The organism is Streptomyces sp. NPDC029014 (genome assembly GCF_055564695.1).
The window spans coordinates 1-17,321 of sequence record NZ_JBVHVT010000050.1; the positions used below are offsets into that span (position 1 = coordinate 1).

The 17,321-nt window shown below is 75.6% G+C and carries 13 protein-coding genes; 11 read left to right on the forward strand and 2 right to left on the reverse strand.

Annotated elements, in window-relative coordinates; all coding sequences use genetic code 11:
• Window positions 1-70 precede the first annotated feature (70 nt).
• The 7 genes from ACZ4VL_RS25525 (at window position 71) to ACZ4VL_RS25555 (ending at window position 11,943) form a co-directional block, all read left to right on the forward strand.
• Window positions 71-595, forward strand: a complete 525-nt coding sequence (locus tag ACZ4VL_RS25525; RefSeq protein WP_468204215.1) for a hypothetical protein — start codon at window positions 71-73, stop codon at window positions 593-595.
• 483 nt (window positions 596-1,078) lie between these two features.
• Window positions 1,079-2,179 (forward strand): 3-oxoacyl-ACP synthase III family protein, encoded by a 1,101-nt coding sequence (locus tag ACZ4VL_RS25530; RefSeq protein WP_468204217.1) that lies wholly within the window; start codon window positions 1,079-1,081, stop codon window positions 2,177-2,179.
• Window positions 2,180-2,184: 5 nt separating this feature from the next.
• Window positions 2,185-3,060, forward strand: a complete 876-nt coding sequence (locus tag ACZ4VL_RS25535; RefSeq protein ID WP_468204219.1) for a hypothetical protein — start codon at window positions 2,185-2,187, stop codon at window positions 3,058-3,060.
• A gap of 5 nt (window positions 3,061-3,065) precedes the next feature.
• Window positions 3,066-5,420 (forward strand): AMP-binding protein, encoded by a 2,355-nt coding sequence (locus tag ACZ4VL_RS25540; RefSeq protein WP_468204220.1) that lies wholly within the window; start codon window positions 3,066-3,068, stop codon window positions 5,418-5,420.
• Window positions 5,417-6,712: an NAD-dependent epimerase/dehydratase family protein gene (locus ACZ4VL_RS25545; RefSeq protein WP_468204222.1), complete on the forward strand. Its 1,296-nt coding sequence runs from the start codon at window positions 5,417-5,419 to the stop codon at window positions 6,710-6,712. Before ACZ4VL_RS25540 ends, ACZ4VL_RS25545 begins: the two co-directional genes overlap by 4 nt.
• 1,188 nt (window positions 6,713-7,900) lie before the next feature.
• Window positions 7,901-11,215 carry a non-ribosomal peptide synthetase gene (locus ACZ4VL_RS25550; RefSeq protein WP_468204223.1) on the forward strand — a complete coding sequence of 1,105 codons (3,315 nt, stop codon included), beginning with the start codon at window positions 7,901-7,903 and terminating at the stop codon, window positions 11,213-11,215.
• Window positions 11,212-11,943 carry a formyltransferase family protein gene (locus ACZ4VL_RS25555; RefSeq protein WP_468204225.1) on the forward strand — a complete coding sequence of 244 codons (732 nt, stop codon included), beginning with the start codon at window positions 11,212-11,214 and terminating at the stop codon, window positions 11,941-11,943. The genes ACZ4VL_RS25550 and ACZ4VL_RS25555 overlap by 4 nt, the downstream gene beginning before the upstream one ends.
• A 56-nt stretch (window positions 11,944-11,999) precedes the next feature.
• Here ACZ4VL_RS25555 and ACZ4VL_RS25560 read toward each other — a convergent pair whose 3' ends face one another.
• On the reverse strand, window positions 12,000-13,382 hold the full coding sequence (locus ACZ4VL_RS25560) for a serine hydrolase domain-containing protein (protein WP_468204227.1): 1,383 nt from the start codon (window positions 13,380-13,382) through the stop codon (window positions 12,000-12,002).
• A gap of 172 nt (window positions 13,383-13,554) precedes the next feature.
• On the opposite strand from ACZ4VL_RS25560, the gene ACZ4VL_RS25565 reads away from it, so the two are divergent.
• The 4 genes from ACZ4VL_RS25565 to ACZ4VL_RS25580 all read left to right on the forward strand — a co-directional run bounded on the left by ACZ4VL_RS25565 (window position 13,555) and on the right by ACZ4VL_RS25580 (window position 16,245).
• The gene (locus ACZ4VL_RS25565; protein WP_468204229.1) at window positions 13,555-14,013 is read left to right on the forward strand and encodes a YbhB/YbcL family Raf kinase inhibitor-like protein; all 459 of its coding nucleotides are present in this window, start codon (window positions 13,555-13,557) and stop codon (window positions 14,011-14,013) included.
• Window positions 14,014-14,217: 204 nt separating this feature from the next.
• On the forward strand, window positions 14,218-14,817 hold the full coding sequence (locus ACZ4VL_RS25570; RefSeq protein ID WP_468204231.1) for a TetR/AcrR family transcriptional regulator: 600 nt from the start codon (window positions 14,218-14,220) through the stop codon (window positions 14,815-14,817).
• Window positions 14,814-15,764, forward strand: coding sequence for an SDR family oxidoreductase (locus ACZ4VL_RS25575; RefSeq protein ID WP_468204234.1), 951 nt, complete (start codon window positions 14,814-14,816; stop codon window positions 15,762-15,764). Before ACZ4VL_RS25570 ends, ACZ4VL_RS25575 begins: the two co-directional genes overlap by 4 nt.
• 229 nt (window positions 15,765-15,993) lie before the next feature.
• On the forward strand, window positions 15,994-16,245 hold the full coding sequence (locus ACZ4VL_RS25580) for a hypothetical protein (protein ID WP_468204236.1): 252 nt from the start codon (window positions 15,994-15,996) through the stop codon (window positions 16,243-16,245).
• On the opposite strand, the gene ACZ4VL_RS25585 is transcribed toward ACZ4VL_RS25580, so the two are convergent.
• On the reverse strand, window positions 16,214-17,173 hold the full coding sequence (locus tag ACZ4VL_RS25585) for a MerR family transcriptional regulator (protein WP_468204238.1): 960 nt from the start codon (window positions 17,171-17,173) through the stop codon (window positions 16,214-16,216). The two genes, ACZ4VL_RS25580 and ACZ4VL_RS25585, sit on opposite strands and share 32 nt — an antisense overlap.
• Between the last annotated feature and the right edge of the window lie 148 nt (window positions 17,174-17,321).

Consider the following 17,321-nt stretch of genomic DNA (forward strand, 5'->3'; position numbering starts at 1 on the left):
ACAGAGGGTCCGGGGTGGGGAGTTCGGGCCACCCCTAACCCCCAAACACAACCTGCCACACCCCCCCCTCTTGTTTCCCCCCCCCCCCCCCCGCCCCCGCCCCCCCCCCCCCCCCCCCCGGGACCCGGACGCCGCCGGCCCGAGGGCGCTGCGCGCCGAGCTCCGCGACCCCCGCTGGTCGCTGCTGTGGGCGGCGGGCGGCCCCGACGAGGCGGCACGCACCGCCGCGGCCGCGGCGGCCGAGCACGCCGACTGGCTGTCGGTCCGAACCGCAACGGACACCCCGGCGACCGCCGCCGCGGCGACCGACGCCCCGGCGACCGGGGCCACCGCAGCCGCTGACCGCGCTGCCCCCGACCCCGCTCCCTTGCTCGCCCCCGCTCCCCTGTGCGATCCCGGCGGCTTGCTCCGCGATGCGCTGGGCCTGCCTCCGGGCGGTTGGGTCCTCATCCGCCCCGACGGCTACACCGCCGCCGCCGGCCGCACCCTGACCGCGCCGGCCCTGGCCCAGGCCCTGGCCCCCCTGTCCCGCCCCGCGTCGAACCCCCACCCGGCCGCCTCCGAGCCCCCGCGACGGGTCCTGCAGCACCACTGACGAACGGTCGACGCCGACTACTACTGCCGCACCGAAGGCGGCCCGCCACCCGGCCGGGCGCGGCGGCGTACGGGCGAACGGATGCATCCGGCGGCCCACCCCGACGAACTGGCTTGTCGTGTGCGCGGCGAGTTACGTTGCGGGACGGGGCAGTCAAGGCGGACCGGGCGATTCCGGACATCTTTTCGACGGCTCCGGCCGTGCCCCGTCCCCGCCGGCGCGGCGTGCACGACCGGGACGATCGTCGCAACCCCCGCCGCCGGGCGGCCGACGGCCCCGGCCCGCGGCCCGAATAGCCCCCTCCCGGATTGGCCGATATTCGATCGGATGGCCCACTTCCGGCTGCTCTCCGCCCTTGCCGAGAAAATCTGTACGCTACGGTAACTTCGCTGTCCGTCACCGCTGACGGCCTTCAGCCATTTCCCGACCGGCCGCCCGCTCATACCGAATCGCGGGCCCGGCGGATCGCCATGGAGGGCGAATATGCGTACCACCGAGCGCCGCAGCCGAATAGAGGCCCTCGGCGCCTTTCTTCCCGCGGGATCGCAGACCAACGACGAAATCCGCGCCGAGGCCCCGGGCCTCGGCGACGCGGACGTCGAGCGGATCACCGGGATCGCCGAGCGGCGCGTCCACGACCCCGACCCGACCGCCGGGGAGGACTCCTTCGGGATGGCCCTGGCCGCCGCCCGCGACTGCCTGGCCGCCTCCCGCCACCGCGCCACCGACCTCGACGTCGTCATCAGCGCCTCGATCACCCGGGTCAAGGACGGCGGCCGCTTCCACTTCGAGCCGTCCTTCGCCGGCATGCTGGCCGGCGAGCTGGGCGCCCGTCCCGGCATCATCAGCTTCGACGTGTCCAACGCCTGCGCCGGCATGATGACCGGGGTCTGGCTCCTCGACCGCATGATCCGCTCCGGCGCGGTCCGCAGCGGCATGGTCGTCAGCGGCGAGCAGGCCACCCGCGTCGCCCGCACCGCCGCCCGCGAACTCACCGACTCCTACGACCCGCAGTTCGCCTCCCTCTCGGTCGGCGACTCGGCCGCCGCGGTGATCCTCGACGAATCGACGGACCCCGCCGACCGCATCCACTACATCGAGCTCATGACCTGTTCGGAATACTCCCACCTGTGCCTGGGAATGCCGAGCGACCGCAGTCAGGGAATCGGCCTCTACACCGACAACAAGAAGATGCACGACCGCGACCGGCTCAAGCTGTGGCCGAGATTCCATGAGGATTTTCTCGCCAAGAACGGCCGCCGTTTCGCCGACGAGGAATTCGACTACGTGATCCACCACCAGGTCGGCACGCGATTCATCGACTACGTGAACCAGACCGCCGAGGCCGAGTTCGGCACCTCCATGCCGGCCTCCCTCCAGGTGGTCGAGCGGTTCGGCAACACCGCCACCACCTCCCACTTCCTCACCCTCCGCGAGCACCTGCGGGGCAACGTGCCGTCCGTCCGCGACGGCGCCCCCAGCGAGGGCGCCCGCATCGGCGGAGCCCGGTACCTGATGGTGCCCGCCGCCTCCGGCGTCGTCACCGGAGCCCTGTCCGCCACGATCACGAACGCCGGGGTGTGAGCCGCATGGGCATCGTCATCACCGCCGCCGCCACCGCGGCCCACACCGACCCGGCCACCCCGGCCTCCGTCGTGCACCTCGCCGGCCGCGCGGCCCGCAGCTGCCTGGACAGCGCCCGCGTCTCCCCGTCCGGGGTCGGCGTCCTCGTCAACGTCGGCGTCTACCGCGAGCACAACACCTTCGAACCGGCCATGTCCGCCCTGGTCCAGAAGGAAGTCGGCATCAACCTCGACTACCTCGCCGACCCCCAGCCGGCTGCCGGCTTCTCCTTCGACCTGATGAACGGGGCCTGCGGCGTGCTCAGCGCCATCCAGACCGCGCAGGCCCTGCTGGCGACCGGCACCACCGAGCGGCTGCTGATCACCGCCGCCGACGTCCACCCGGGCGGGGACGCCGCCGCCGACCCCGACTACCCGTTCGCCGACCTGGCCGGCGCCTTCCTGCTGGAGCGCGCCGCCGACCCGGACACCGGCTTCGGGCCCGTACGCCACTACGGCGCCGACCGGCCCACCGACGTCGAGGGCTACCTCGACCTCGACACCATGGGTGCGGGCGGCCGCTCCCGCATCACGGTCCGCCGCACCCCCGGCCATGACGCGCGGACCGGCGAACTCGCCGCCGCCGCGGTGGCCTCGTACGCGCGGGAGTTCGGCCTCGACCTCACCCGCACCCTGCTCATCGGCCCGCAGGTGCCGCTGGACGCCGTTCTCCCGCCCGGCATGACGGGGGAGGCGCACACCGCCGCCCCGATCCTCGGCTACCTGCGCGCCCTGGAGGGCGGCGGCGCGGTCCGGCCCGCCGACCACGACGGGATCCTGTTCGTGACCGCCGGTGCCGGACCGAGCGCGGCCTGCGTCTCGTACCGTCCGCAGGGGTGGTGACCGGCATGACATCGGCAGCCACCTGGCAGGCCGCGTCCCACCGGCCCGCCGCCGGCACCCCCGGCCAGGGCTCGGGCGACCTCGACGCGCAGAGCCTCGCCGGGCTCCTGGAACGCAACGCCCGCGCCCACCCCGACAAGCCGGCCGTCATCCACCCGGAGCCCGCCGCACGCCGCATGCCCGGCTCCGGCCCCGCCGGCCCCGCCGGCCCGGTCCGGCCCCCCGCGTACGGCACCCTCACCTACGGCGAACTGCAGCGGGCCGTCGAACAGCTGGCCGGGGGGTTCACCCGGGCCGGGATCACCAAGGGCACCAAGACCGTCCTGATGGCCCCGCCCGGCCCCGAGCTGTTCGCGCTGGTCTTCGCCCTGTTCCGGATCGGCGCCGTGCCCGTCGTCGTCGACCCGGGCATGGGCGTCCGCCGGATGCTGCACTGCTACCGGACCGTGGGCGCCGAGGCGTTCATCGGGCCGCCGCTCGCCCACCTCGTCCGGCTGCTGGGCCGCCGCACCTTCGCCGGGATCCGGGTGCCCGTCACCCTGGGCCGGCACCGCCTCGGCCGTGCCCGCACCCTGACCGCGGTACGCGCCCTCGGCGCCGACAGCGCGCGCCGCGGCGGCACGGCCCCGGTCGCGGCCGGCAGCGACGACCTGCTGATGATCGGCTTCACCACCGGAAGCACGGGTCCCGCCAAGGGCGTCGAGTACACCCACCGGATGGCCCTGTCCATCGCCCGCCAGATCGAGGCCGTCCACGGCCGCACCAGCGAGGACACCTCCCTGGTCACCCTGCCGTTCTACGGGGTCCTCGACCTGGTCTACGGCTCGACCCTCGTCCTCGCCCCGCTGGCCCCCGCCCGGGTGGCGCAGGCCGACCCGGCGCTCGTGGTCGACGCGCTGGAACGCTTCGCCGTGACCACGATGTTCGCCTCACCCGCCCTGCTGCGCACCCTCGCCGACCACCTCACGGCCGCTGCCCCGGGCCGTCACCCGCTGCCCGCCCTGCGCTGCATCGTCGGCGGCGGAGCCCCGGTCCCCGACACGACCGTGGCCGCGCTGCGCCGCGTACTGGACGCCGATGCGCGCATCCACGTCACGTACGGGGCGACGGAGGTCCTCCCGATCACGTCGATCGAGGCCGCGGAACTCCTCGGAACCGCTCCGGCGGCTGCCGGCACGCCCGCCTCGAACGGAGCGGTGACCGCTACGGCCACCGGTTCCGTTCTCGGTGCCGGTACCGCGGCGCGGGCCGCCGAGGGCGCCGGGACCTGCGTCGGCCGGCCCGTGCCCGGCACCCGCGTCGCGATCCTGCCCGTCACCGACGGCCCGCTGCCCCGCCTCGCGGCGGGGGCGCGCCTGCCGGCGGGGCGGGTCGGCGAGATCGCCGTCCACGGCGAGTCCGTCAGTCCCCGCTATCACCGCTCACCGGACGCCGACCGCCGGCACAAGGTCCTCGACGAGCACGAGCACGAGCACGAGCACGAGCACGAGCACGCGGACGTGGACGCGGCCGCGACGGGCGGCGACGCCCCCTCGCGCCGCACCTGGCACCGCACCGGAGACCTCGGCTACCTCGACGAGGAGGGCCGGCTGTGGTTCTGCGGCCGCGCGGCCCAGCGCGTCCGCGCCGAACACCGCGACCTGCACACCGTGCGCTGCGAGGGCGTCTTCAACGCCCACCCCCTGGTCCGCCGCACCGCCCTCGTCGGCATCACGGACACCGCCACCGCCACCACCCCCGACACCACTGCGGACAGCGGCTGGGGCACCGGCACCGGCACCGGCACCAGCAGCGGCCGTGGCCGTGGCCGTGGCCGGGGCGGAGTCGGAGTCGGAGTCGGGGACAAGGGCCTGCTCGGGGGGCAACGCCCGGTCGTCTGCGTGGAGACCGAGGAGGACCTCGACCCCGAGGCCTGGCACCGCCTGGTCGGCGAACTCCGCGCCCTCGCCTGCGCGCACGCCCCGACCACCGGCCTGGAGCTCGCGGAGTTCCTCCGCCACCCCGGCTTCCCCGTCGACATCCGGCACAACGCCAAGATCGGCCGCGAGGAGCTCGCCCGCTGGGCCGAACGCCGCCTCGCCCCGCCCGCCCCACTGCTCTCGCGGGACCGCGCCGCACAGCTCGTCCCGCTCGCCGGTTGGGCGTACCTCGTGGGCGGAGCCGTGTGGGCCGCGACCGTCGGGGTCCCCGCCGCCCGTCTCCCGCGCGTCCTGTGGTGGACGGACGCGGCACTGAGCATCGCCGGGCACGCCGCCCAGATCCCGCTCGCCCTGCCGCGCGCCCGCGCCGCCGGCGTCGGCCGCCCCGCGGCGGTCGGCCTCACCCTCCTGTACGGCGCGACCTGGTGGCGGAAGCTGTGACCGCGACCATCCTGATCACCGGCGCCACCGGCTTCCTCGGCGGCCACCTGGTCGACGCCTGCGTCGCGTCCGGCCACCGCGTACGGGCCCTCGTGCGCGCCGGCAGCGACACGGCCCGGCTGCGCGCCCTGCCCGGCGTCGAACTCGTCACCGGCGACCTCACGCAGCCGGCCTCGCTGGAGCGGGCCGCCGAGGGCTGCGAGGCCGTGGTGCACAGCGCGGCGCGCGTCGTCGACCACGGCAGCCGGGAGCAGTTCGAGGCCGCCAACGTCACCGGCACGCTCCGGCTGATGGCGGCCGCCCGGGCGGCAGGTGCCCGGCGGTTCGTGTTCGTGTCGAGCCCGAGCGCGCTGATGCACCTGCACGAGGGCGACCGGCTCGGCATCGACGAGAGCACCCCGTACCCCACCCGCTGGTTCAACCACTACTGCGCGTCGAAGGCCATCGCCGAGCAGCACGTCCTGGCGGCCGACACAACGGAGTTCACCACCTGCGCGCTGCGCCCGCGCGGCATCTGGGGGCCGCGCGACCACGCCGGGTTCCTGCCGCGGCTGGTCGGCGCCCTGCACGCCGGGCGGCTGCCCGACCTGTCGGGCGGCAAGCGCGTCCTGGTGTCGCTGTGCCACGTCGACAACGCGGTGGACGCCTGTCTGCGGGCCGCCGTCACCGCCCCCGCCGAACGCATCGGCGGCCGCGCGTACTTCGTCGCGGACCGCGAGGTCACGGACCTGTGGCCGTTCCTCGCCGAGACCGCGGGCCTGCTCGGCTGCGCCCCGCCCGCCCCGCGCATCCCCCTCCCGGTGGGACGCGCCCTGGCGGCCACGGTGGAGACCCTGTGGCGGCTCAGGCCCGACGCGGGCACGACCACCCCGCCGCTGAGCCGCTACATGATGGCCCTGCTGACGCGCTCGACGACGTACGACACCACCGCCGCCCGACGCGACCTCGGCTACGAGGCCCCCCGCACCCGCGCCGAAGGCCTCCGCGACCTGGCCGCCTGGGTGGCGTCCCAGGGCGGCATCCCAGCCTGGACCACCCCGCCCACCCCCGCCCCGGCCACGCCCGTGCCGCCTGCCGCCGTCCCGGCTGCGGCTGCGCCGTCTGCCGCCGACGGGGCTGCGGCCGTGCGGCCTGCCGTCGGCTCGGCTACGCCCGTGCCGTCTGCTGCCGGTGGGGCCGCTGGCGGGGGGCCCGCCGCTGGTTCGGTCGCGGCCGGTTCGGCTGCCGCCGCTGCACCGTCCGGAACCCCGGACCGGGCCGGTTCGGCCGGCCGGGGGGACATTCCGCGATGACCACGTCCGCCACGCCGGCCGCGGCCTTCACCGCCCCGGCCGGGGCGGCGGCCTGGGCTGCCGTGGTCGGGTCGGCAGCGGCCTCCGCGATCGTCGCCGGCCCCGGCCGGTCGAACCGCTTCGGTCCCGCCCGGTCGGCGGCGGAGTCTCCCGCCCGCCGGATGTGGCCCGGGCAGCCCGGGCGGCGACCCGCAGGCACCGCCGAGTCCGAGTCGGCGGGGCCCACCGTGCGCTCGACGGACTCCACCGGGGCCCGGTCGGCGGACGGCCCCGAGCCGAGCCGCGACCCGGGTCGCCCGCCCGGAGGCGTTGCCGTTGCCGGCGCGCACGTGTGGCCGGCGCGCCGGCTGCCGGTGACGTCGGCGAACGTGGTCAAGGCCGGAGGGGCAGGGGCAGGGGCAGGGGCGGGCGCCGGGGCCAGGTTCGGCAGCCGTTGCCGCCGCGCTTCCGGTGCTGGTTCCGATCCCGGTCACCGGCTCGGCCCAGTGGACGTCGTCGCCCCGCCCGACGCGGCCGGGGTCGGATCGGGGCCCCGTGCTGTGACCGGGGCGCGCCCCGACCTCCGTTGCGCTTCCGCTCCCGGGCAGACCGCCGCCGACGCCCCGGTCACAGCCGCGGCCCGTTCCCGGCGTGACCCGCGGGAAGCCCCGAGCCGCCGGGTGCGGGGGGCAGCGCCCAGCACGGCAGCTGACGCACCCGGACCCCCGGCCCGCTTCAGGGGCGGGCACCCGTCAGGCGCCCACGGCACGCCCACCTCATGCCGTTGGCCCCAGCCACGTACGACGGACCCGGCCGGTCCTGTCGTCGGAGGGGGCGTCCCGCGATGACCGCATGCGCGACCGCCCCCGCCCCGGTCGCGGCCGGCTCGGCCGGTGTCGCGCCGGGCGACGCCGGCTCGGCCACCTCCCGTGCGGGTCGCCCCCGGCCCGTCGGCCGGAACCACAGGACCGGCGGGCTCGGCCGCCCGAGGGGGCGGTCCGTGATGACCACGTGCTCGACCACGCCCACCACCGCCCCTGCCGCCGGCGGGTCGGTCGCCTCCCGGGCGACCGCCGCCGGCCCACCGTCACGCACCACAGACCAGGCCGGTTCGGCCGCCCGAGGGGACACCCCGCGATGACCACGCACCCGACCACACCCGCCGTACCCGCCTCACCTGACTCACTCGCCTCATTCGCCTCACCTGCCGTGTCCGTCGGCGCCGCGGCCGACCGGGCCGCCTCGATCGCCCCGTACCGGCGCCCGGTGTCGCCCACCGAGCGCCTCTACCTCGCCGCAGGTCAGGCACGCGGGGACATGGCCCTGCGGATCGTCGTCGAGGGCGACGGGCTGCCCGGCCGCGACGAGCTCCGAGCCGCCGTGGCCCGGGCCGCCGAGGCCTGCCCCGGCTCCCGCCTGGTGCGCCGCGGCCCGCTGTGGGTGGCCGCCGGCCCGCTGCCGCAGGTCGTGTACGCCGACCCGGCAGCCGAGGCCTTCGACGCCTCCGCCCCCGCCACCGCCGAGCTGCTCACCGGCCGCACCGGCCCCGCCGGCCGTACCGGCCCCGCCGACCCGCCCGGCTGCGGGGTGCTCGCCGTACCCGGCCAGGACGGCACGCCCACCGCCCTCGTCTTCAGCGCCTCGCACGCCCTGATGGACGGTCACGGCGCCCTGACCTGGGTACGGGAGGTCTTCCGCGCCCTGCGCGGCGAACCGGCCCGGCCCGCCGCCGACCCGGCCACCGACCACGGCCTGCTGCGTTCCCTGCCAGCCGGACGGCGCCACCGCCGCCCGTCCCCGCTGCCCGGCCTGCCCTCGCCGCTCGGCCCCGCCACGCCCGGCACCCCGGCCCGCACCCTGTGGCTGCGCCGCACCCTGCCCGGCCGCCACCCCGCGCTGACCGCCCGTCTCGCCCAGGCCGTCGCCGACACCGCACGGCGCGACACCCGTGTCATGGTCCCCGTGGACCTCCGACGCCACCGCCCGCACCTCAAGGCGGCGACCGGCAACCTCACCCTGCCGCTGTTCCTGGACCTCCGTCCCGGTCAGGACTGGGCCGCGGCCCACTCCAGGCTGCTGGCGGGCCTCGCGGACGGCGCCGAACTCGCCGCCGGATTCGAGGCGGGCCTCGTGTCCCGGCTGCCCCCGGCCGCCGTCGCCGCGCTGCTGCGCGCCTCGCAGGCCGCTTCCGTCCGTGCCGACCGCCACCTGGCGTCGGCCGTGGTCTCCCACGTCGGCCTGCTGGACCCGCAGGAGCTGTCCGGTGGCGGCTTCACCGCCGCCACCGCGTACGCGCTTCCCGTGCACGCGCCGCTGGTCCCGCTGTCGTTCGCCGTGGCCGAGACCCCCGCCGCCACCGAGATCACCCTCGGCGTACGCGCCTGCGATCCGCACCTCCGACGGCACGCGTCGGCCTTCCTGGACACGGTCCTCACCACTGCCACCGCCACCGCCACTGCCACGGTCGCCACCGCCATCGCCACGGACCGTGCCGCAGCCCCCGGTTCCCCGACCGCGGGCGCCGCATCCGGTCCGGCGGAACCGGAGGCCCCGCCGGCTTCCGCCACCGTCGTCGACCTCTTCCGCGCCCAGGCCGCCCGTACGCCCGCGGCCGTCGCGCTCGACGGGCCCGACGGTCCCGTCACCTACGCCGACCTGGACCGGCGTTCCGACGCGGTCGCCGCCGAGCTGGTGCGGCGCGGGACCGGCCGCGGGGACCTCGTGGGCCTGGTCGTCGACCGGACCCCGGACGGGATCTGCGCGCTCTGGGGCGTCCTCAAGGCCGGGGCCGCCTACGTCCCGCTCGACCCGGGCCATCCCGGCCCGCGGATCCGCGACGTCCTGGAGTCCAGCGGCGTACGCCTGACCCTGACCCGGCGCCCTCTCGCCGCGGACCTCGCCGACTTCGCCCCCGGGACACTGCTCCCCGTCGAGGAGATACCGCAGACGACGGATCCGGCACAGACTCCCGCGCCCGGTACCGGCCCCGGGCCCGGTCCCGAGGACCTGGCGTACGTCATGCACACCTCCGGTTCGACGGGCCGCCCCAAGGGCGTGCTGGTCGAACACCGGGGGCTCCTGGCCTTCGTCCGCTGGATGACCGCGATGTGCCGCGTCGACTCCGGCACCCGCTTCGGATTCGCCGCCTCCTACGCCTTCGACATCTCCTGCTTCCCGCTCTTCGTGCCGCTCCTCGCCGGCGGTACGGTCGTCCTCGCCCCCGACGCGCCGTCCCCGGCCGCCCTACGCGCCCTCGTCGGTGAACACCGCGCCGACACCCTCGCCGTGACGCCGTCCCACCTCGCCCTCCTCGCCGGCAACGGCGGCGGCGGGCTGCGCACCCTGCTGCTCGGCGGCGAGGAACTCACCCCGGCCTCCGTCCGTTCCGCGTACGCGGCCTTCGGCGCCGACTGCCGCGTGATCAACGGGTACGGGCCCACCGAGGCCACCGTCGCCTGCCTCGCCCACGTCGTCGACGGCACCGAGACCGGCCCCTCCCTGCCCCTCGGCACCCCCGGCCCGGGCGCCCGCGTCGACCTGGTCGCGGAGGACGGCGAGGTCATCGGCACCGGCCCGGCGGACACGGGCCGCGTCGGCGAGATCGTGGTACGCGGCCCCCAGGTGGCCCGCGGCTACCTCGTACCGGCCGCGCCCGCTGGGGAGCCCCGCACGGCCGACCCGGCCGCCACCGCGGCTGCGGCCACCGCGGCTGCGGCCACCTCGCCGTTCGCGACCGGGCCCGACGGCGTGCGCTCCTACCGTACGGGCGACCTCGGCCGCCGCCTCCCCGGCGGAGCCGTCGCCTTCGCGGGGCGGGCGGACGGCCAGTTGAAGATCTCCGGGTACCGGATCGAGCCGGCCGAGGTCACCGCCGCGCTGGAGGCCCATCCGGCCGTGGCCCGCGCCGCGGTCACGGCCCGCCGCCGGGCGGGCGCCCGGTCGGCGGTGCTGTGCGCGTACGTGGTCCTGGCCCGCACCCCGGACAACCACCCCGCCGACCCGGAGACGGCGGGAGCCGCGGCGGCCGCCGTGCTGCGGGAGGAGCTGGCCCGAACCCTGCCCCGGCACCTGGTCCCCGCGCACGTCGTGGCCGTGGACGCCCTGCCCACCACCATCAGCGGCAAGACCGACTTCGACGCCCTCCCCGACCCCTTCGCCCGCACCCCGCAGCCGTCCCCGGAAGGCATGGACGGAGACGGCCCGGACGGAGACGGCCCGGACCCGACCGCCGCGGCCGCCGGAGCCGCTGCCGGGGCCGCCGACGCCCTCCCCGCCCGTGTCGCGGGGCACTGGGCGGCGATCCTCGGCGTGGACGCCTCCGCCCTGACCCCCGACTCCGACTTCCAGGCGCTGGGCGGGGACTCCCTCGCCCTCGTCGAGATGCTCAGCGCGGTCAGCGACGACCTGCTCACCCCGGACCAGGCCCGCCGTTTCACCGAGGACCTCGCCGGCCTGGTCCGCGAGCTGACGCTCGGGCAGGTCTGCGCCCGCCTCACCACCGTTCGCGAGGAGACCCCCGCATGATCTTCGTCGGAGACGGCGCGCTGCTGCGCCGGGCCGTCGCCCACGCCGCCGCCCGCGGCCACCGCGTCGACCTGGTCTGCTCCGCCGACCCGCTCGACGCCGCGGCCGCCGGTCCGGCCACCCCGCACCTGGACCCCGCCCCGGACGTCAACGCGCACGCCGGCGTCCTCGCCGCAGCCTGCACCGACGGCATCGTCTGGTCCGTCAACAACCGGCACATCTTCCGCGCCCCGCTGCTCTCCCGCGGTCTGCGGATCGTCAACGTCCACAACGGCCTGCTGCCCCAGCACCGCGGACTGCCGTCCGCCGCCATCGCCTTCGCCCTGCTGCACGGCGACACCGAGTACGGGGCCACCGTCCACGAGGTCGACGCGGGCATCGACACCGGCCCGGTCCTCGCCGAGCAGCGCTTCCCCGTCGGCCCCGACGACCGTTTCCACCAGGTGATGCTGCGGGGCGTCCGCGCCTGCCAGACCCTGTTCGAGCAGACGCTGCCCGCCGTCGCCACCACCACGGCCACCGCCACCTCCACCACCACGGCCACCGCCCCGCCGGCCCCCGCCGCCCGGACCGCCCCGTCCGCGTACTACGGCACCCGCGCCCTGGCCCGCCTCGCGGACCACCGGCACGACCCGGCCTTCGCCCGCGCGACCGACCTCGGCCCCTTCGCCGCGCACGCCCCGGAGCTCGCCCGCGCGCTGGACCTCGTACGGGCGATGGAGCCCTAGGCGGGCTGGGGGGAGGACAGAGAGGGGGAGAGGAGGGGGAGAGGGGGGGAGGGGGATCACATCGGGGCGGGCGCGCGGGTGAACAGCCGGCCGGCGAGGTCGACGCCGACCACGGTGCCGTTCTCGTCCCGGCTGAAGAAGCCGCGCTCCCCCTGGAGGCCGCCCCCGGTGATGACGTACTCGTCCCCGTCGCCGGGCAGCAGACCCATCCCGGCGGGGGCGTGGTCCGGCGGCATCTCCGTGTCCGAAGCCGCCCGGATCTCCGGCTTGATGCGGGCCGCGAGGGTGAGCCGGGTGCCGTCGGTGGCGATGTCGAGGAACAGGACGTCGTTCTCGTAGCGCCCGGCGACCTCCCGCGCCCGCGCGTCGTCGTACGGGTCCGGCTGCGGCTCCCGCTCGACCAGGCCGAGGTGGTGCTCCAGCGCCCAGCGGACGACGCCCTGGTTGAACGGGTGGCCGCCGGGGCCGCAGTTGGCGAGGGAGACGACGGCGAAGTTCCGCTCCGGCACGATCAGCAGCTCGGAGAACTGGCCGTTGCCCGACCCGCCGATCCGTATCGCGCGGACACCGTCGACCTCGCACAGGAACCAGCCGAGCCCGAAGCCGTCGCCGAGGCTGCTGCCGCGCACCTCGACCGACCGTTCCTGCATCCGGCGCAGCGCCCCGGCCGGCAGTACGCCCCCTCCGTCGCCGAGGTGGAACCGGGCCCAGCGCAGCAGGTCGCTCGCCGACGAGACGGCGCCCCCGCCCGGGTTGTTGCCGCGGGAGCCGCCCCGGAACGCCTTCCACGGCGTCGCCACCCGCAGCCCGCCGTCCTCGCCGCGGTTGTACCCGAGCGCGTGCTTCCGGGCGACGACGTCGTCCAGGTCGAAGCAGGTGTCGGACAGCCCGATGGGCTCCAGGACCAGCGAGGCCACGGCCTTCTCGAACGGCATGCCCGTCACCTTCTCGACGACCCGGCCGGCGAGGTTGTACGCGGCCTGGCTGTACGAGGGCCGCGCGCCCGGCGCGGCGAGCAGCGTCAGCCGGGACAGCTCGGCCACGAAGCCGGCCAGGCTCTGGTCCTCCTCGTCGGTGTCGATCAGGTTCCAGTCGAGGCCCGAGGTGTGGTCGAGGAGGTTCAGCACGGTGACCGCGGCCGCGGCTTCCTCGTCGGCGAGCCGGAGCTCGGGCACGTAGCGGCGTACGGGTGCGTCGAGGTCGACCCTTCCTTCGGCGGCCAGGCGCACCAGGGCGGTGGCCGTGAAGGACTTGGTGGTCGAGGCGATGGGGAACAGGGTCCGCTCGTCCACGAGGAGCGGGTTCCGGAGGCTGGTCACGCCGTACGAGGCGTAGGACTCGTGCCCGTCCACCAGCACTCCGACCGAGGCGCCGGGGATGCCGAACTTCTGGGCGGCTGCCGAGACGAATTCGTTGAGCCTGCTGCTGTCCTGCGTCATGAAGGGCCCTCTCCGAGTCCTTGAACTAAGTGCAAGTGGCTGTGATCACGACTGTAAGTCCCTCTTGAACTATGTGCAAGTCCCATCTCCCGGCCCCGCCGGGCAGGTTGGCGACCTGTCGTAGACGAATGTCCTGCGCCCGGTTCATACCGATTCCGGGCATGATGGGGTGATGGAGATCAAGAGCCCTTCCTTCGCCGACGGCGGTTGGATCCCGGTCGAGCACTCCATCGACGGCGAAGAGTCCCAGGTCCCGTTGGAGTTCGAGGCCGTGCCGGACGGGGCGGCGGGCCTGGCCCTCGTCGTCCACGACCCGGACGTCCCGCGGGACCGGCGGCCGGACGGGAACTTCGACCACTGGGTGGTGTGGAACATCCCGGCAGGGCAGCGGCGCATGACCGCGGACGAGGGCCCGGTGGGTGTCGTGGGCCGGACCACCCGCGGATCCAACACCTGGATCGGCCCGGCTCCGCCGCCCGGAGACGGGGCGCACCGCTACTTCTTCACGCTCTACGCCCTGGACGTGCTCCTGGACCTGCCCGATTCGGCCGGCCGCGGGGAACTGGAGGCCGCGATGCGGGACCACGTGCTGGAACGGGCGGTGCTGATGGGCCGCTTCCAGCGCGACTGACCCGGCGCCCCCGCCCGCGCCCCCGCCCGCGCCCGGGTCGGTCGTGCTGCGAGCCGGCGTCCGGTGTCGGCGTCCCCTGCTCGGACGGCTTCACGCCCGGCAGTGGATTGCCGATCAGGGTCAGCGGGATGACGGGGGTTGCAGCCGGGCCCCGTATCCCGTTTAATAAATGAACAGGCATTTATTAAAGGAGGCGGAGACACCATGGCACGTCCCCGCGGGGTCGAGGACGCGGTGATCCTCCGCGCAGCCGCCGAGGTCATGGGCCGGGTCGGCCCCGTCGGGTTCACCCTGGCCGCGGTGGCGGACGAGGTCGGACTGGTCGCGGGCACCCTCGTACAGCGCTTCGGCTCCAAGCGCGGTCTGCTGCTCGCGCTCGCCGAGCAGTCCGCACGCGACGCGGACGCCCTGCCCGCCCGCGTACGGCAGGCGTACGGGACCGCCCTCGACGCCCTGGAGGCGCTGGTGGTGGAACTGACGGACCAGGTCGCCACCCCCGAGTCCTTCGCCCACCACCTGGCCTTCCTGTGCACCGACCTGACCGACCCGGAGTTCCGCCGCCACGCCCTCGTCGTCCACGAGGCCCAGCGGCGCGCCGTCGAGGCCCTGCTCGCCGAGGCCGTGACCGCGGGCGAACTCCGCCCCGGTACGGACACCGGAGCCCTCGCCGACACCGTCCAGGCCGTCACCGCCGGCACCGGCGTGGTCTGGGCGCTCGACCGCCAAGACACCCTCGCGGGCAGGCTGCGCCGCGAACTCGCCGCGGTGCTCTCCGCCCACCGCACCTCCCGGAGGTCCGCATGACGACGACGCACGACGACACCACCGGCGTCCCCGGCGGAGCGACGGCACCACTCGACGGAAAGGTCGCCCTCGTCGCAGGCGGCACCCGCGGCGGCGGGCGCGGCATCGCCGTCGAGCTCGGCGCCGCCGGAGCGACGGTGTACGTCACCGGCCGCAGCAGCCGGGGCGGTGCCGGGCGTTCCGAGCTGGACCGCCCGGAGACCGTCGAGGAGACCGCCGAGCGGGTCACCGCGGCCGGCGGCGTCGGCATCCCGGTCCGCGTGGACCACAGCAGCCCCGACGAGGTCCGCGCGCTCGTCGCCCGGATCGACGCCGAGCAGGACGGACGGCTCGACGTCCTCGTCAACTGCGTGTGGGGAGGCGACCCGCTGACCGACTGGGACCACCCGCTGTGGGAGCAGGACCTCGACACCGGGCTGCGGCTGCTACGGCAGGCGGTGGAGACCCATGTGATCACCAGCCGGTTCGCGCTCCCGCTGATGGTCGCGCGGGGGAGCGGCCTGGTCGTCGAGGTCACCGACGGCAACACCGCCCGCTACCGCGGCTCCTTCTTCTACGACCTCGCCAAGTCCGCGGTGATCCGCCTCGCCTTCGCGCAGGCCGCCGAGCTGCGCGAACACGGCGTCGCGGCCGTGGCCGTCACCCCGGGCTTCCTACGCTCGGAGGCCCTGCTGGAACACTTCGGCGTCACCGAGGCCACCTGGCGCGAAGCCGTGGCCACGGACCCGAACTTCGCGCACTCGGAGAGCCCCGCCTACCTGGGGCGTGCCGTGGCAGCCCTCGCCGCCGACCCCGCCGTCATGGCCAAGTCCGGCCGCGCGCTGGCGACCTGGTCCCTGTACGGGGAGTACGGCTTCACCGACGCCGACGGCACCCGGCCCGACTGGTCCGCCCACTGGGCCACGGCCCTGGCCCCCACCCTGGGCCCCCTGGGAGCCCCCCTGTAACCACCCTGGCGGCTCTCGTCCTCCGCCCGGCGACGTCCTCCCGGCCGAGCGGTCGGGGGAACGGGGCCGCTCAGGCAGTGCACCACGGCACCCGGCAGGTGTGGGCCCCCGCTCCTTCCGGGCACAAGCCCTTGATCACTGCCTTGCGGATGCCCCGCCACGTCCGCAGGGAACACGCCAGGCGGACACGCAGCTCGACCGCTTCCCGCTCGCCGCTGTCCTGGCCGGGGTGCTCGACGGCCCACTGTTCCGCCAGCGGCTCGTACGCTGCGGCGGTCGTCAGGCTGCCGTGTGCAAGGGAACGTACGACGTCCACCTGCACGATCCGAGCGGTGCGAGCGGTGCGAGCGGCGTGGGCGGTGCGACGACCGACCGTCTGGTCGACGAGCTCCCTGACCAGGCCAGCCCCTGCTCGTCCGCGTACAAGCCGAACCTCATGATGCGCGACTTCATGACGACCGACGCGGGAGGGCGGTGGTGAACCAGCCGTGCACGGGGGCGAGGGTGGGTGATGCCGGCCAGCCGTTGACCGCTGCCACGAGGCTCCAGTACCGCGCGGCGAGGGGCTCGGGGCTGGTCTGCAGGCGGGTGAGGAGCCAGCGGCGCAGGTCACCTTCACCGTTGCCGGCGCTCGCGAACGCATGGCCGTAGAGGTCGCTCATGGCCCGGTCGTGCGGAGCGACCGCGGCGGAGGCGGGGAGGAGGTCCGCGGCCACGGCTTCGTCGATGCGTTCGAGCAGTACCCGGTTGAGGCCTTCGTGCAGGCCGTCGACGTCGCCGGTGGCGAAGTCCGCCGCCTGCGCCTCGGCGGCACGGCGTACTGCCGTCCGGAACGGCGCGCTCTGGCAGAGTTCGGCGAGTTCCACCCACGCTTCGACCTGCTCAGGCGTGGGATCGTCGGGGAGGTCGGGCAGGGTCGTGCGCAGGAGGGCCTCGAATTCGGGGTTGGCGTGGGCGCGGGCGTGGGCGTGGGGCTCGGCGAAAGCAGCGTCGACGAAGTCGGCCACCAGCTGGTGTCGTTCGGTACGGGACAGCATGGCGAGTCGGTGCATGAGGTTGACCTCCGTGGGAGTGGTTCCGCGTCGGACGACTGCGCGCAGCACGCTCCGGCGCAGGCGCAGGGTCTGGATTTCCACGTCGAGGGCATCGGCGTGCGCTTCAGCGACGTCGACGAGGGATGCCTTCCGGTCCAGCACCTTCCGTATGGCCGTCAGGTCCAGTCCGAGGTCGCGCAGCGTGCGGACCAGGTTCAGGCGGGCCAGCGCGTCGACGTCGTAGAGCCGGTACCCCGCTGGACTCCGCTCGGTCGGGGGAACGATGTCCTGGTCCGAGTAGTACCGGATGGCCTTCACCGTCAGGCCCGTGAGACGGGACAGGTCCCCGATGGAACAGAGTGTGTCGCGGTCCATGCCCCCAGCTTGGAGTCTCCCCCTGCGGGAGACTCAACCGGGCGGCGAACTCCGTGGTATGGCCGGGCCGCGGACGACGCCGTCACCGGCCGACCCCGGGCGCGGCGTGCGGCGGTGGTCGCCGCATGCTGGTTGCTGGGATGGTCTG